At 61.0% G+C, this 15,615-nt stretch carries 15 protein-coding genes and 5 tRNA genes; 7 read left to right on the top strand and 13 right to left on the bottom strand.

All coding sequences use genetic code 11. The features are described 5' to 3' along the window. Positions 1 to 18 precede the first annotated feature (18 nt). On the top strand, positions 19 to 513 hold the full coding sequence (locus RAE21_RS02170; protein ID WP_313879939.1) for a methylated-DNA--[protein]-cysteine S-methyltransferase: 495 nt from the start codon (positions 19 to 21) through the stop codon (positions 511 to 513). Further along, on the top strand, positions 514 to 1,446 hold the full coding sequence (locus RAE21_RS02165; RefSeq protein ID WP_313879938.1) for a DMT family transporter: 933 nt from the start codon (positions 514 to 516) through the stop codon (positions 1,444 to 1,446). It begins immediately after the preceding gene. Here the strand turns inward: RAE21_RS02165 and RAE21_RS02160 are convergent. The 12 genes from RAE21_RS02160 to folC all read right to left on the bottom strand — a co-directional run bounded on the left by RAE21_RS02160 (position 1,443) and on the right by folC (position 9,787). Next, positions 1,443 to 2,102, bottom strand: coding sequence for a DUF1345 domain-containing protein (locus RAE21_RS02160; protein ID WP_313879937.1), 660 nt, complete (start codon positions 2,100 to 2,102; stop codon positions 1,443 to 1,445). The genes RAE21_RS02165 and RAE21_RS02160 overlap by 4 nt on opposite strands. 81 nt (positions 2,103 to 2,183) lie before the next feature. Next, positions 2,184 to 2,260: transfer RNA gene (locus RAE21_RS02155), tRNA-Asp, on the bottom strand. 102 nt (positions 2,261 to 2,362) lie between these two features. Further along, positions 2,363 to 2,438, bottom strand: a tRNA-Glu gene (locus tag RAE21_RS02150). Positions 2,439 to 2,498: 60 nt separating this feature from the next. Then, a tRNA-Asp gene (locus tag RAE21_RS02145) sits at positions 2,499 to 2,575 on the bottom strand. Between the two features lie 102 nt (positions 2,576 to 2,677). Then, positions 2,678 to 2,753 (bottom strand) — tRNA-Glu (locus tag RAE21_RS02140). Between the two features lie 32 nt (positions 2,754 to 2,785). Then, a tRNA-Ala gene (locus RAE21_RS02135) sits at positions 2,786 to 2,861 on the bottom strand. A gap of 75 nt (positions 2,862 to 2,936) precedes the next feature. Continuing rightward, entirely contained in the window at positions 2,937 to 4,337 is a 1,401-nt protein-coding gene (gene gltX, locus RAE21_RS02130) for a glutamate--tRNA ligase (protein ID WP_313879936.1), read from the bottom strand. Position 4,338: 1 nt separating this feature from the next. Beyond that, entirely contained in the window at positions 4,339 to 5,550 is a 1,212-nt protein-coding gene (locus RAE21_RS02125) for an O-succinylhomoserine sulfhydrylase (protein WP_313879935.1), read from the bottom strand. A 4-nt stretch (positions 5,551 to 5,554) separates the two neighbouring features. Then, a complete protein-coding gene (gene purF / locus RAE21_RS02120; protein ID WP_313879934.1) occupies positions 5,555 to 7,057 on the bottom strand; it encodes an amidophosphoribosyltransferase in 1,503 nt (500 codons plus the stop codon). A gap of 10 nt (positions 7,058 to 7,067) precedes the next feature. Continuing rightward, positions 7,068 to 7,556 carry a CvpA family protein gene (locus RAE21_RS02115; RefSeq protein ID WP_313879933.1) on the bottom strand — a complete coding sequence of 163 codons (489 nt, stop codon included), beginning with the start codon at positions 7,554 to 7,556 and terminating at the stop codon, positions 7,068 to 7,070. Between the two features lie 12 nt (positions 7,557 to 7,568). After that, entirely contained in the window at positions 7,569 to 8,417 is an 849-nt protein-coding gene (locus RAE21_RS02110) for an SPOR domain-containing protein (protein WP_313879932.1), read from the bottom strand. Between the two features lie 11 nt (positions 8,418 to 8,428). Then, positions 8,429 to 9,787 (bottom strand): bifunctional tetrahydrofolate synthase/dihydrofolate synthase, encoded by a 1,359-nt coding sequence (gene folC, locus RAE21_RS02105; RefSeq protein WP_313879931.1) that lies wholly within the window; start codon positions 9,785 to 9,787, stop codon positions 8,429 to 8,431. 48 nt (positions 9,788 to 9,835) lie between these two features. On the opposite strand from folC, the gene RAE21_RS02100 reads away from it, so the two are divergent. The 5 genes from RAE21_RS02100 (at position 9,836) to RAE21_RS02080 (ending at position 14,642) form a co-directional block, all read left to right on the top strand. Continuing rightward, positions 9,836 to 10,186 carry an ArsC family reductase gene (locus tag RAE21_RS02100; RefSeq protein ID WP_313879930.1) on the top strand — a complete coding sequence of 117 codons (351 nt, stop codon included), beginning with the start codon at positions 9,836 to 9,838 and terminating at the stop codon, positions 10,184 to 10,186. 74 nt (positions 10,187 to 10,260) lie between these two features. After that, positions 10,261 to 10,587: a pyrimidine/purine nucleoside phosphorylase gene (ppnP, locus tag RAE21_RS02095; RefSeq protein WP_087494712.1), complete on the top strand. Its 327-nt coding sequence runs from the start codon at positions 10,261 to 10,263 to the stop codon at positions 10,585 to 10,587. A 70-nt stretch (positions 10,588 to 10,657) separates the two neighbouring features. Next, on the top strand, positions 10,658 to 11,989 hold the full coding sequence (gene argG, locus RAE21_RS02090) for an argininosuccinate synthase (RefSeq protein ID WP_313879929.1): 1,332 nt from the start codon (positions 10,658 to 10,660) through the stop codon (positions 11,987 to 11,989). 199 nt (positions 11,990 to 12,188) lie between these two features. Further along, entirely contained in the window at positions 12,189 to 12,695 is a 507-nt protein-coding gene (locus tag RAE21_RS02085; protein WP_313873796.1) for a putative pterin-binding protein, read from the top strand. Positions 12,696 to 12,704: 9 nt separating this feature from the next. Continuing rightward, positions 12,705 to 14,642: an ATP-binding protein gene (locus tag RAE21_RS02080; RefSeq protein ID WP_313879928.1), complete on the top strand. Its 1,938-nt coding sequence runs from the start codon at positions 12,705 to 12,707 to the stop codon at positions 14,640 to 14,642. Here the strand turns inward: RAE21_RS02080 and RAE21_RS02075 are convergent. Further along, positions 14,619 to 15,584, bottom strand: a complete 966-nt coding sequence (locus tag RAE21_RS02075; RefSeq protein ID WP_313879927.1) for a complex I NDUFA9 subunit family protein — start codon at positions 15,582 to 15,584, stop codon at positions 14,619 to 14,621. The two genes, RAE21_RS02080 and RAE21_RS02075, sit on opposite strands and share 24 nt — an antisense overlap. Positions 15,585 to 15,615 lie beyond the last annotated feature (31 nt).

Genomic DNA, 15,615 nt, shown 5'->3' with positions numbered 1-15,615 from the left:
GCGCTAGAGGCCTATTTCATGAAAATTCCCACCACCGCACGCCTATCCCGCTGGACCAGCCCCTTGGGCTCCATGCTGCTCGCCGGCCATGATGCCGGCCTGCTCGGGGTCTGGTTTGAACAGCAAAAACACTATCCCGACTTCACTGGGCTGCCGTTCAGCGATCACCCTACGATCACCGAGGCACAAGCGCAACTGGCCGCCTACTTTGCCGGTGAGAGCAGCCAGTTTTCGCTGCCGCTTGACTTGAGCAACGGCACCGCCTTTCAGCAATCAGTCTGGCGAGCGCTCTTGGAGATTCCTTGCGGCGTTACCATCAGCTACTCGACCTTGAGCCAGCAGATCGGAAGGCCCTCCGCAGTGCGGGCAGTTGCGGCTGCCGTCGGGCGCAACCCCTTGAGCATCGTGGTGCCTTGCCACCGCGTGCTCGGCAGCAACGGCAGCCTGACCGGGTACGCCGGTGGCGTGGACCGCAAAGCCGCATTACTGAACCTCGAACAACGAAAGCCCTGAGTGAGCGCCACCACTACCCCCCCACCCTCGCCCGCAGCACCAGCGTGGGTCTTTGACTTCGTGTTGTTAGCCGCGATCTGGGGGGCCTCGTTTTTGTTCATGCGCACCAGCGGCAAGGCGTTTGGTGCGCTGCCCACCGCGGGTTTGCGCGTCTGCATTGCCAGCCTGTTTTTGCTGCCTTTGCTCGCTTTGCGTGGTCAGTTGCCTGCCCTGCGCCAGCACTGGAAGTTGTGCTTTACCGTGGGCGTTCTGAATTCTGCGATTCCATTTGCCTGCCTGTCTTGGGCGTTGTTGTCGATTTCCACTGGCCTGTCAGCCTTACTCAACGCCACCGTGCCACTCTTCGGCGCGGCTATTGCCTGGTGGTGGTTGGGCGACAAATTGCAGGGTTCACGCGTCCTCGGGCTGGTGGTTGGATTTTTGGGCGTGGCCATGTTGGCACTGAACCGTGACGCAGCTGGCGCTCCGGGGGCAGGCTCCAGCACGCTGGCCGTGATCGCTTGCTTAACAGCTTGCCTGTTCTATGGCATTTCAGCCAGCTTCACTCGCCGTTTTTTGCCGGGCGTACCGTCTTTGGTGCTCGCCACCGGCAGCCAATTGGGCGCCTCTTTAGCCCTGTTGCCGCTTGCCATCTGGACGTGGCCCGCCGAACCCGCGCCTTTGCAGGCCTGGGGAGCAGTGATTGCTCTCGGTGTGGTGTGTACTGGCTTAGCCTATGTGATTTTCTTCCGCCTGATCGAGCGCACAGGCCCGTCGCGCGCCTTGTCCGTCACCTACGCTATTCCGGTGTTCGCCATTTTGTATGGCGTGGTGCTGCTCGGGGAGTCGGTCACGCTGTGGATGGGCTTGTGCGGCGCAGTCATCATGCTGGGCACCTCGCTCTCCACGGGCTTGCTATCCTGGGGCAAGGCGCCTTTGCCACCGGGTGACTAAAGCAACCCAGCCATCACATTCACACTCAAGGCCAACACCATCATGTTGAAGGCAAAGGCCGCGAGACTGTGCAGCAGCGTCAGGTGGCGCATGGATCGGGACGTCACCACCACATCCGACACCTGGGATGTCATGCCCACCACATGGGCGTAGTACAAAAAGTCGAAATAGTCGGGCGGCAGAACGCCCGGAAACTGCAAGCCCCCACCCGCGGGGTGGCCTTTGAGCTCGGTCTGGTAGTACAGATGCGCGTAGCGAAAGGCAAAAATGCATTGCATCAGCAGCCACGAGCTCATCAGCGCCAATAGCGACACCAAAACATGGCCCACTCGGGTCATCAATGCCATGTCGCGGCTATTGGACAAGAGCATCGCAATGGCCGCCACACTCGCGAATACTGACAAAAGCAAAAGGCTGAACCAGATCACACTCGGCTGATCCTGCGATTGCGCGCGCGACCGGGTGCTGTCCGCGTTAAACACCATCGCCAACCGCCATGCCAAGACCAAATAGGTGCTGGCACCACAAATCCAGGCGATCAGCCCCTGCAGTTCGATGGGCCAAGGGCTGGGGACCATCGCTGCCACAGCCCCCACACAGGCGCCGATCACCAAGCGCTGATGTCCGGTGGTGCGAGACAGTCGATGTATCCACATAGCTTGATTGTGCAACCGTGACGGCAGGGCCAAGAGAAAACAAAAAAGCCGTTGCAAGTACATGCAACGGCTTCTTGAATTTGGCGGAGTGGACGGGACTCGAACCCGCGACCCCCGGCGTGACAGGCCGGTATTCTAACCAACTGAACTACCACTCCTGGTAGCGGTAACCATTCGCTCTGTGTCTTTCGACTCGGAGCCAAGTCGCTTCCTTGCAGAAGCTGTTACCGACTTGTTGCCGTTTACCTTGCGGTAAAACTTGGCGACCCTACGGGGATTCGAACCCCGGTACTCACCGTGAAAGGGTGATGTCCTAGGCCTCTAGACGATAGGGTCAAAACCTAGAAAACTCTTCAAGAAAAAAGCCGTTGATTTAACAACGGCTTTTTCAAAATTTGGCGGAGTGGACGGGACTCGAACCCGCGACCCCCGGCGTGACAGGCCGGTATTCTAACCAACTGAACTACCACTCCTGGTAGCGGTAACCATTCGCTCTGTGTCTTTCGACTCGGAGCCAAGTCGCTTCCTTGCAGAAGCTGTTACCGACTTGTTGCCGTTTACCTTGCGGTAAAACTTGGCGACCCTACGGGGATTCGAACCCCGGTACTCACCGTGAAAGGGTGATGTCCTAGGCCTCTAGACGATAGGGTCAAAACCTTGGAACTAATCCGTTTCAGAAGAATTGGTGGAGGTAAGCGGGATCGAACCGCTGACCTCTTGCATGCCATGCAAGCGCTCTCCCAGCTGAGCTATACCCCCAATTTCCTGATGACATTACTAATTTTTGGTTAGCTTTGTTATCAACTTCCGAGCCTCAAATTATATACAAGTTTTTCAGGCTTTAGCAAGTCGCTCCAAAACTTTTGTTTTACCGCTGAGTTCCAGTACGGCATCCAGCGAAGGCGTTTGCGCAGTGCCCATAACCAGCACGCGGACCGGCATGGCCAACTGGGGCATCTTGAGGCTGTGTGCAGCCAAGACTTCTTTGATCACCGCGGCGATCGCAGCCTTCTCCCATGCGCAATCGGCCAGCTTGGCCGCCAGGGCCGCAATGGCGGGCTTGACTGCATCGGTCACGTGTTGGGCCAGCTCTGCAGGGTCCACCTGCAAGTCCGCATAAAACTTGGCAGCCCAGGTCGCGAGCGACACGGTGGTGTCACAACGGTCTTTGAGTAAACCGCACACCAAAGGCAAATGGTTGGCAATGACATCGTCTGCCAGCTGAACGCCCTGCTTGGCCAATTGCACGGCCACCAGTGGCGCCAAGCGTGCGTTATCGGCTTGCTTGATGTAGTGCGCGTTGACCCACAGCAACTTGGCGGGGTCCCACTGCGCGGGGCTCTTGTTCAGGTGGGTGCCGTCGAACCAGCTCACCAGCTGCTCACGACTGAACAGCTCTTCGTCGCCATGGCTCCAACCCAGGCGGGCCAGGTAGTTCAACATGGCTTCGGGCAGATAGCCGCCCTCTTCGTAGGCGGTCACACTCACGGCACCGCGGCGCTTGGAGAGCTTCTGACCATCGTCACCCAGAATGACCGGGCAGTGGCCGAACTCGGGCAAAGGCGCACCGAGCGCATGAAAGATATTGATCTGCCAAGGCGTGTTGTTGATGTGCTCATCGCCACGGAACACGTGACTGATCTGCATATCCCAATCGTCCACCACCACCGCAAAGTTGTAGGTCGGAATGCCATCCGTGCGAACGATGATGAGGTCATCAATCTCGCGGTTGCTGATGGTGATGGGGCCTTTTACCAAGTCATTCCAGGTCACCTCGCCATCCGGTGGGTTGCAGAAGCGCACCACCGGTTTAACGCCTTCAGGAATGGCGGGCAAGGTTTTGCCGGGTGCGGGGCGCCAAGTGCCGTCGTACAGCGCTTTTTCACCACGGGCCTTCTTGGCCTCGCGCACCGCATCGAGTTCTTCGGGGGTGCTGTAGCAGTAATAGGCCTTCCCTTCTGCAATCAGCTGCTCCACCACGGCCTTGTAGCGCTCCAGGCGCTGCATCTGGTACACCGGGCCTTCGTCGTACTCCAGCCCCAGCCAGCGCATGGATTCCAGAATCTGGTCCACCGAGTCCTGGGTGGAGCGGGCTACGTCGGTGTCTTCAATGCGCAGCACAAACTCGCCACCGAAGTGGCGGGCATAAGCCCAGGAATACAGCGCGGTGCGGGCGGTGCCCAGGTGCAAAAAGCCGGTAGGCGAAGGGGCAATGCGAGTGCGGATTTTGCTCATGTCAGATAGTTTGCAAACCACGCGCCAGATCGGCGGTGATGTCATTGATATGGTCCAGGCCTACGGCCACGCGAATCAGGCCTTGGCCGATGCCAGCCGCCTGACGCTGCACTTCCGACAAGCGGCCGTGCGAGGTGCTGGCAGGGTGCGCCGCCAGCGTTTTGGTGTCGCCAAGATTAGTGCACAGCGAGAGCACCTGCATGCTGTCGAGCACATGGAATGCGTTTTTGCGCGCAGTATCCACATCCGGTGCCTTCACCTCAAAGGACAACACCGCGCCACCGCAGCCGGACTGCTGGCGCATGGCCAACTCGTGTTGCGGGTGGCTAGGCAAGCCGGGGTAATACACCCGGGCGACTTGCGGCTGGGCTTCCAGCCAATGGGCCAGGGCCAGCGTGGTCTCCGACTGGGCCTTCACGCGCAGAGCCAAGGTTTCCATGCCCTTGAGCAAAACCCACGCGTTAAAAGGCGCCAGCACCATGCCGCAGGTGCGGATCACGGGTAAAAACATGTCGTCACGTTGCTTCTGGGTGCAGCAAATGGCGCCTGCCATCACACGGCCTTGGCCATCCAAAAACTTGGTGCCAGAGTGGATGATGAAATCGGCGCCCATGCTGGCCGGACGCTGCAACACGGGGGTGGCGAAACAATTGTCTACCGCCAAAAAGGCGCCTCCGCTGTGGGCAATATCGGCCAAGGCCTGGATGTCGCACACCTCGGTGAGCGGGTTGGTCGGCGTCTCCGCAAACAGCAGTTTGGTGGTGGGGCGCACGGCGGCCTTCCAAGCTTCAATGTCGGTTTGCGACACGAAGGTGGTTTCCACTCCGAACTTGGCAAACTCGCGGCTGAACATCGGAATGACCGAGCCGAACACCGATTGCGAACAAATCACATGGTCGCCTGCCTTCAGCAGCGCCATGCCCAGCAACAAAATCGCCGACATGCCGGACGAGGTGGCAATAGCCGCTTCGGTGCCCTCGAGCGCCGCCAGCCGGATTTCCATGCTTGTAACGGTGGGGTTGCTTACGCGGGAATACGTGAAACCCTCTTCTTCCATCGCAAACCGCGCGGCGCTGGAGGCTGCGCTGTGTTGCACATAGCCGCTGGTCAGGTACAGACCTTCCGAGTTTTCGCCGTATTGGCTGCGCTCCAGGGCCGCACGCACCGCTAGGGTGTCGTTGTGCAGGCCTTCGGGTAAGGGAATTTGCTTCATGGTGTCAGTCAGCGTGGTTGGGCAGCGCCAAGCGGGAAGTGTCTTCCTGGCCTTCTTCAGCGCCAACACGGTTTTCGTTGAGGCGGGCAATGTCGTCCGACGAAATGTCGCCGGTCACGTACACGCCGTCAAAGCAGGAGGCATCAAAACCCGCCAAGTTTTTGCTCAAGGAGCCGATGGCTTTTTTCATGCCGTCCACGTCCTGGTATATCAGCGCGTCGCAACCGATGATTTCGCGCACTTCTTCGACGGTACGGTTGTAGGCCACCAACTCACTGCTGGTGGGCATATCGATGCCATACACATTGGGGTAACGGACAGGTGGCGCAGCGCTGGCCAGGTAGACATTGCGGGCACCGGCGTCGCGCGCCATCTGCACGATTTCTTTGCTGGTGGTACCGCGGACGATCGAGTCGTCCACCAACAGCACATTGCGACCCTTGAATTCGCTGGCAATCACGTTGAGCTTCTGGCGCACTGATTTTTTGCGCACGCCCTGCCCCGGCATGATGAAGGTGCGGCCGACGTAGCGGTTTTTCACAAAGCCTTCGCGGTAGGGCAAGCCCAACAACTGAGCCAACTGCGCGGCGCTGGGGCGGCTGGATTCGGGGATCGGGATGACCACATCGATTTCGTTCGGCGGCACGGTGGAGATCACCCGCTTGGCCAAGGTCTCGCCTAGGTTCAAACGCGCCTGGTACACCGAGATGCCGTCCATCACCGAATCGGGGCGAGCCAAGTACACAAACTCAAAAATACAAGGCATCAGCTGCGGATTCGCCGCGCACTGCTGGCTGTGCACCGTGCCGTCCAGCGGGATAAACACGGCTTCGCCGGGCTGTACGTCGCGCACAAACTGGTGGCTGGTGCCTTCCAGCACCACCGACTCGCTGGCCACCATATGGGTGCCATCCGCGCCCTTACCCAAGCACAGGGGGCGAATGCCAAACGGGTCGCGGAATGCCAGCAAGCCATGGCCGGCGATATGGCAGATCACCGCATACGAGCCCTTGATGCGCTTGTGCACCCGCGATACGGCGGTGAACAAGTCTTGGGGCTGCAAAGGCAGACCGCGGGTGGAGACTTCGATTTCGTGGGCCAGCACGTTGAGCAAGACTTCGGAGTCGCTCTCGGTGTTGATGTGGCGGTGGTCCAGGTTGAACAGCTCCGCCTTCAAGGCTTTGGCGTTGGTCAGGTTGCCGTTGTGCACCAGCACGATACCGAAAGGCGCGTTCACATAAAAAGGCTGCGCCTCTTCTTCGCTGAACGCATTGCCCGCCGTGGGGTAGCGCACCTGGCCCAGGCCGGAGTTGCCAGCCAAAGAGCGCATGTTGCGGGTGCGGAACACGTCCTTCACCATGCCCTTGGCCTTGTGCATGAAGAACTTGCGGTCCTGCTGGGTGACGATGCCGGCTGCGTCTTGGCCGCGGTGCTGCAAGAGCAACAGCGCGTCATAGATCAACTGGTTAACGGGTGCGTTGCTAACAACGCCAACAATTCCACACATAGGGTTTCACTCACTCAGGTAAATACTTGCCAAAATCTTGCGGTAGCAAAGGCTTTAAGCCTTTGAGGACCATGCCGGTCAGCTGCGGGCCGGAGGCTTCTGTCCACCAGACACTGGTGTGCAGCGGCGTCATACCCACCACCACGGTCACCGCCAACAGCAGCAGCACACCGCGCACCAGTCCAAAACCCGCCCCCAGCATGCGGTCTGCCGGGCGCAAACCCACCGCTGCTACCAATTTCTTGAGCAGAAAGGCCACCAAGCCTCCCGCAAAAATAGACGCCACAAAAACAATCACAAAGCCAGCGGCATAGCGGATCGGCTCGCCGGCCCCGGACATCGACAGGTGCGCCGCCACATCGGGCGCAAACCACTGCGCCAACACAAACGCAGCGGCCCAGCTCAGGACCGACAGCACCTCAAACACCAAGCCCCGCCAAGCGCCAACGACCAGCGAGACCAACAACACAGCCAGAAAAATCCAGTCCACAGTGGGCATGGCGGGCTCGCTTTACAGCTCCAGAATGGCAGCAGGCAGGTTCAACTTTTTAAGCTTGTCGGCGGCTTTTTGCGCATCTGCCTTGCTGGCAAACGGGCCAATCCGCACACGGGTGCGCTGGCTCTCTTTGGCGCCCACCACCTGGGTATAGGTTTTAAAGCCGGCTTTTTCGACCTTGGAGCGAGCTTCCTGCAACTTGGCAGTCTCGTTGTAGGCGCCCACTTGCACTACAAACCGGCCGGCGTCCGCAGCAGGCTTCTTGTCGCTCGGTTTTTCGGTTGCTTTCACATCGCTTGGCGCCTTGCCATCCAACAAGGCCTGGGCCTTGGCGGCCTCGGCGGCAGCTTTGTCAGCGGGCTTATCCGCTGCTTTTTCGGCGGGTTTGGCCGCTGGCTTGGGTTCGGCTTTAGGCTCGGGCTTAGGCTCTGGTTTTGCCTCAGCCTTGGGCTCCGGCTTGGGCTCTGGCTTCACAGCAGGTGGCTTGGGCTCGGGTTTGGGCTCCGGCTTGGCGACGGCTACCTTGGTCTCGGCCGCTTTGGGCGCCGGGGTGCTGGCCGCTGGCGCTGCAGGCTCCTCGCGTTCTTCGATCACCACACCGCTGGACTGGGTCGCAGCGGGTATCGCGGGGGCACCTAAGGGACGCACTTTGCCTTTGTCCGGAATCTCGATCGGAATGTCTACGGCAATCGGGCGCGGCTGGCTGTCAAACAGCAGCGGGAAGCCGACCACGCCGATCAGCACCAGCACAGCAGCACCCACCAAGCGGTGGCGTGCGCGCTTGCGCATGGCCTCTACGCTCTCTGACGCGGTGGGTGGGGTGGGCTGTTCGTCGCCACCTTTGCGAAACTTGAAAAAGGCCATGAGCGGAAGACTTAAGGGTTCAGATGTTTGGCTTGCAGGCGTGGTGTGCCCTGTTGCAGAACGCCGCCCACGGTGTAGAACGACCCAAAGACCACGATTCTATCAGCGGGGTCTGCCGCGGCTATGGCAGCGTCCAGCGCCTGCATGGGGTCTGCATGGGTGGTGGCCGATGCGTCTTTGCGGGTGTTTTGGGCTTGCCACTGGGCCTGCAGGCTGGCGCCGCTGGCGGCACGCGGGCTGGGCAGGTCGGTGAAATACCAGCGGTCAATCATGGGGCCGACCTTGGCCAGCATGGGCGCCAAGTCTTTGTCGGCCATGGCGCCAAAAATGGCGTGGGTAGTGGGGAAGAAGCCCATGGCATCCAGGTTGGCCGCCAGTGCCGCCACCGAGTGCGGGTTGTGCGCCACGTCCAGCACCAGGCTGGGCTGGCCGGGAATGATCTGGAAGCGCCCGGGCAGCTCCACAAAAGCCATCCCGTTGCGCACCGCTTGCGCGGTGACCGGCAGGCGCTCGCGCATGGCAGTCAGTGCGGCCAGCACGCCCGAGGCGTTGACCAGCTGGTTGGCGCCGCGCAGCGCCGGATAGGCCAAGCCGCTGTAGCGGCGCCCGCGTCCGGCCCAGCCCCACTGCTGCTTGTCGCCAGACACATTGAAATCCGTGCCCACCTGCCACAGGTCGGCGCCAATCTCCAGCGCGCGGTCCAACACGCTTTGTGGCGGCACCGGGTCACTAACGATCACCGGACGGCCGGTGCGCATGATGCCGGCCTTCTCGCGGCCAATGGACTCGCGGTCGGGGCCCAGCAGCTCCATGTGGTCCAAGTCGATGCTGGTGATGATGGCGCAGTCGGTGTCGATGATGTTGACCGCATCCAGCCGCCCGCCCAAGCCCACTTCCAGAATGACGGCGTCCAGCCCCTCCTGGGACAGCGCCCACAGAATGGCCAGCGTGGTGAATTCAAAATAGGTGAGCGCGATTTCAGAGCCTTTTTGGCACCTGGCGCTCTCCACCTCTGCGAAGGCAGCTACAAATTTAGTAGCAGGCGCCGCCTCTCCGAGCAGACGCATGCGCTCCTCAAAGTGCACCAGGTGGGGCGAGGTGTACACCCCCGTCTTGTACCCGGCCTGCCCGAGGATGCTTTCCAGCATGGCACAGGTGGAGCCCTTGCCGTTAGTGCCTGCTACCGTAAACACCGGGCAGTCAAACCGCAGCCCGAGGCGCTTGGCTACCTCTTGCACTTTGCCCAGCCCCAGCTCAATGCCGTTGATGCCCTTGGGGTGCATGGACTCGATGTAGGCCAGCCAGTCGGCCAGAGAAGATTGCGCGGTAGGGTGAAGCAAAGACGGGGAGGTAGCGGATGTGTGTTCCATAGCGGGCGCCATTGTCGCCCACCGGCAATGCACTGCCACAATAGAGGGATGACCATTCTTTACGGCATCCCCAACTGCGACACGGTGAAAAAGGCCCGCACCTGGCTGACCGAGCACCATGTCACCCACGAGTTTCATGACTTCAAAAAGCATGGCGTTCCCGCCGACCTGCTACCCGGCTGGATACGCGCCGTGGGCTGGGAAACGCTGGTGAACCGCAAAGGCACCACCTGGCGCAAGCTGGACGAGGCCACCCAAGCCGCCGTGGTGGACGCCACCTCGGCCGCCCAGCTCATGCTGGCCAATGCCAGCGTCATCAAGCGGCCGGTGGTGGTGTGGGCCGACGGCACCGTGACCGTGGGCTTCTCGGACGCGGCCTTTCAAAGCCGGGTGGCCTAAAATCCTGCCTTTGCCCTGCTGCGCTTTAGCGCGCGGGGCACCGCCCTCTTCTCTTTACTTTTCCACGTTTGACCATGACCACGACCCACTTTGACAACGTTTCCGTCACCACCAAAGCCAATGTGTACTTCGACGGCAAGTGCGTGAGCCACGGCTTCACCCTGGCTGACGGCACCAAAAAGTCGGTCGGCGTCATCCTGCCCGCCACCCTCACCTTCAACACCGGCGCCCCTGAAATCATGGAATGCGTGGGCGGCAGCTGCGACTACAAGCTCGACGGCTCTGACGTGTGGGTGACCAGCGGCGAAGGCGACAAGTTCAACGTGCCCGGCAACGCCAAGTTCCAGATCCGCGTGACCGAGGGCTTTGAGGCTTACCACTACATCTGCCACTTCGGTTAATCCGCAGAGCGATTTACTCCTAATTTCATAGCTGCTCGCGCATATTTCAAGCGGGCTAGAGGCCAATTTCATGTCTAACACCATCCTGCAAAACATCCCCGTCGGTCAAAAGGTCGGCATCGCTTTCTCCGGCGGCCTGGACACCAGCGCCGCCCTCTTGTGGATGAAGCAAAAGGGCGCCCTGCCCTACGCCTACACCGCCAACCTCGGCCAGCCCGACGAAGCGGACTACGACGAAATCCCCCGCAAGGCCATGGAATACGGCGCCATCAAGGCCCGCTTGATCGACTGCCGCCCCCAGCTGGCTGCTGAAGGCATTGCCGCCCTGCAGGCAGGCGCCTTCCACATCACCACCGCTGGCCAAACCTACTTCAACACCACGCCCCTGGGCCGCGCCGTGACCGGCACCATGCTGGTGACCGCCATGAAGCAGGACGACGTGAACATCTGGGGCGACGGCTCCACCTTCAAGGGCAACGACATCGAGCGCTTCTACCGCTACGGCCTGTTGACCAACCCATCCCTCAAAATCTACAAGCCCTGGTTGGACCAGCAGTTCATTGACGAGCTGGGCGGCCGCTCCGAGATGAGCGCCTTCATCACCGCCAACGGCTTTGGCTACAAAATGAGCGCCGAAAAGGCCTACTCCACCGACAGCAACATGCTGGGCGCCACCCACGAAGCCAAAGACCTGGAGTTTTTGAACTCCGGCATCAAAATCGTGAACCCCATCATGGGCGTGCCCTTCTGGCGCGACGACTGCGTGGTCAAGGCCGAAGAAGTGAGCGTGACCTTTGAAGAAGGCCGCCCCGTCGCCTTGAACGGCCAGCGCTTTGACGACCTGGTGAGCCTGATCTTCAAGGCCAACGAAATCGGCGGACGCCACGGCCTGGGCATGAGCGACCAGATCGAGAACCGCATCATCGAAGCCAAGAGCCGCGGCATCTACGAAGCCCCCGGCCTGGCGCTGCTGTTCATTGCTTACGAGCGTTTGGTCACCGGCATCCACAACGAAGACACCATCGAGCAGTACCGCGAAAACGGCCGCAAGCTGGGCCGCCTGCTGTACCAAGGCCGCTGGTTCGACAGCCAAGCCATCATGCTGCGCGAAACCGCCCAGCGCTGGGTCGCCAAGGCCGTGACCGGCACCGTGACCATGGAACTGCGCCGCGGCAACGACTACAGCCTGCTGAACACCGAGTCCCCCAACCTGACTTACGCGCCCGAGCGCCTGAGCATGGAAAAAGTGGAAGACGCGCCTTTCAGCCCGCTGGACCGCATCGGCCAACTCACCATGCGCAACCTGGACATCACCGATACCCGCGCCAAGCTGGGCATCTACAGCAACGCAGGGTTGCTGGAGCTGGGCAAGGGGGATGATTTCTTGAAGTTGGGCAACTAAACCGGCTCAACATCAAAAAAGCCCGCCAAGTGAAAGCTTGGCGGGCTTTTTTTACGGCTTCAAAACCTAAAACCCTGCTCGCATGAATCACAAACGGATGCACCACAAGTTGTAAATACAACAAAGTTGCCGATTTGATTGAAAAACATACAACTAGTGGATTACACTTCGGCCACCCATTCATACAAGGAGTTTCAGGATGACTATTGCCAGACGCCCCCTCATTGCCGCAGCTTTGGTATGGATGGCAGCCCTGCCGGCTGCTCACGCCTTGGAGCCCGCCAAGGGCAAGGTGATCTTGACCATCACCGGCAAAGTGGCTGACAAGAACAGTGCAGAAGGCGCCGCCTTCGACTTGGCCATGCTGGAAAAGCTGCCCCAGCAGACCTTCAGCACCAAAACGCCTTGGGACAAAAACCCGATCAAATTCAAAGGCCCCCTGCTGCGCGACGTGCTGGCTGCGGCCAAAGCCAGCGGCACCACACTCAAAGCCGCGGCGCTGAACGACTACCAGACCAGTATTCCATTTGACGACGCCGCCAAGTTTGACGTGATCGTGGCCCACCAGATGAACGACCAAGCCATCCCGGTGCGCACGAAGGGACCGCTGTTCATCGTCTACCCGTTTGACACCAAGGCAGAGCTGCGCTCCAACGTGTATTACGAGCGCTCGGCTTGGCAATTGAAGTCAATTGCAGTGGATTAAGGGCACCCGTTGAACGGCTCCGGCAAAAACAAACGCTACCTGCTGTGGCTTGCTGTCGGCACGGGTGTGCTGGCGGTGGCCATGGCTGTTTTGCTGGGTCTGCAGATTACCCAGAAGCGGGCCATTGAGCGGGCCAACGACCTGCGAGCAGACTCGGTGACCGCGCTGGTGTTCCAGTTTGAACGGGAGTTTTTGCGCTTCCGCCAGACGCTAGAGGCCAGCGTAATCCGCCCCGGCGCCCCGGATGCCGACAACCTGACCCTGCGCTATGACCTGTTTTTGAGCCGCCTGAGCCTGCTGCGCGAAAACCCGACGACCGAGCTGATCACCCACCGGGCCGAATACCAGGCCGCCATGCCCCACCTGGACGACCTGATTGCGCAGGCGGACCAAGTGATGGCAGCCAACCCGCTGAACAAAAAAGACCTGGCGACCCTGCTGGTGGCGTTCAATACCATCGGGGTGGATGTGCAGGCTTTGAGCCTTGCGGCCAACTCTGAAGTGGCGGCATTGCTGGAGAGCCAGGACAAGACGATGCTGCAGCAAAACGACGAGATCATCCGTCTCACGTTGGCCCAGCTACTGTTTTTGCTGGTGGCCGCAGGCGCACTGGCCTTGCGCCAACGCCGCCAGGAACAAGAGCGCCAAGCCCTGGAAGACCTGACCCACGAGCTGCGCGAAGCGCATTTCCGCGCGGAAGCCGCCAACCGCGGCAAAAGCCAGTTCCTGGCCAATATGAGCCACGAGCTGCGCACCCCCTTTAATGGGATGCTGGGCATGATGAGCCTGCTGGAGAGCACCCCACTCACCCCTGTGCAGGTGGACTACATCAAGACCGCCAAGGGGTCCGCTAACCACTTGCTGACGCTGCTGAACGATATTTTGGATGTCTCCGCGCTGGAAGCCGGCAAGATGACGGTGAACCCCGAGCCTGTGCACCTGGCCGCACTGTTGAGCGAAGTGAATGCGCTCATGAACCCGCTGGCGGTAGAAAAGCAACTGAAGTTCTCTATCGTGGTGCAAGCAGACCTGCCCCCTTGGGTGCTGGCTGACGCCACCCGCCTGAAGCAGATTTTGTTCAACCTGGTTAGCAACGCACTCAAGTTCACCGAGCATGGCGGTGTGACGCTGACCATCGTGCCCCGCCCGCGCACCGACGGCAACACAGGCTTGGCCTTTCTGGTGGAAGACACCGGCATCGGCATGGACGACCATGTGCTTTCACGCCTGTTTCAGCGCTTTTACCAGGTGGACGGCGGGCTGGCCCGCAAGTTCGGGGGCACAGGCCTGGGGCTAGAGATTTCGCAGACGCTGGCCCGCATGATGGGCGGCGCCATTGAGGTAGAGAGCACCCCGGGCAAAGGCTCGGTGTTCACCTTGCACCTGCCATTCACCACCTGCCCGGCCCCGCCCAACGCAGGCATGTCAGTAGCCATTCAGACGCTTTTCAAGCCCCTGCCTGCCACTACGGCTACCCATGCACCTGCCACTGGCGCACCGGCAGCTGCGTCGGGCACTGCTGCGCCCCTGGAAGCGCTGCGGGTGCTGGTGGCTGAAGATCACCCGGTGAACCGCAAGTTTGTGGGCATCCTGCTCGACAAAATGGGCTGCAAGGCCACCTTTTGCGAGAACGGCCAGATTGCCGTGGACGCGGCGCAGCGCGAGGTCTTTGACCTGGTGCTGATGGATGTGCACATGCCCGTGATGGACGGGCTGACCGCCACCCGCATCATCCGCGCGATGCCGGGCCCGATGGGGCAGGTGCCCATCATTGTGCTGACAGCAGACGTGATGAACGACGCCAAAGAACAAGCCATGGCCGCCGGCGTGAATGACTTTGTGACCAAGCCGGTGCAAATCGGCCAGCTGCAAGCAGCCATGCAGAAATGCCTCGCTGTCGCCCCGCCAGCCCTGCCAGCCGCCTCAGACCCTGCGGCGCAAGCCTAGCAGGCCGTGGCCCGGCAGGCCGCGCTGCAGGTAGTCCATGGCAATGGGCTCGAGCGCAGCGGCTTGAATACCCAGATCGGCCAAACCTGCCTCCAGGCCGCTGGCCACGTTGTCCACCTTCATCGAGTCGAGGTTGTCGCCGCTCATGAGCGGCTCGCCGGGGGCAAGCTGCATCATGGCGGCTTGCAGGCGCCCCGCCCATTCGGGTAGCGGAATCACCGGGCGGCCACGCCCCTCCGCAATGCCGGCCCACACGCCAGCGCCCTGCACCAGTGCGCCCAAGGTGTAGACCTGTGGGCCACAGGCCTCCCACACGCCAGTCACCCCTGCTGCTGCGCGGGCCTGTACCAGGCGCACCACGGCAGTGGCGACGTCTTCCACCCACACTGGCTGAAAGCGCGCATGGGCACCCGCCAGCGGCATGAAGGGGAACACTTGCTGCAGCTTGGCAAACATGTTCAAGAACTTGTCTTCCGCCCCAAAGATGACACTGGGCCGCAGCACCGACACGGCCAAGGCCGGGTGGCTTAGGGCCAACTCGCCCCGCGACTTGCTGCGCAGGTAGCGAGAAGGCGCAGCCTCCGGCTGCTGCGGGTTGGCGCCCAGCGCGCTGATGTGCACCACGCGAGGCACACCAGCCGCCACTGCGGCACGGGCCAAGCTGGCGGGCAAGTCCACATGCACCTTTTGGAAAGCGGCCTCGGTGCCATGCAAGATGGCCACCAGGTTCACCACCGCATCGTGCCCGGCCAGCGCCTGCTGCAAGGCTGCCGGGTTGTGCACATTGAGCTCAGCCACCGTGACAGTGGGCAGGGTTTGCAGCTCGCGCGCGTTGGCGGCGCGCCGTGTGGCCACCGTGACGGTGTACCCCTGTTTGACCAGTTTCTGGACCACGTGGCGCCCGACAAAGCCGGTGCCACCGAGAACAAATATGTTTTTCATGCAGACAGGGTAGCCCCTAAGCGCTCCTGAC

The organism is Rhodoferax potami (assembly GCF_032193765.1).
GTDB classification, from domain to species: Bacteria; Pseudomonadota; Gammaproteobacteria; order Burkholderiales; family Burkholderiaceae_C; genus Allorhodoferax; species Allorhodoferax potami.
The sequence above is the reverse complement of the archived record's forward strand: the minus strand, read 5'-3'. Positions and strand labels throughout refer to the sequence as shown.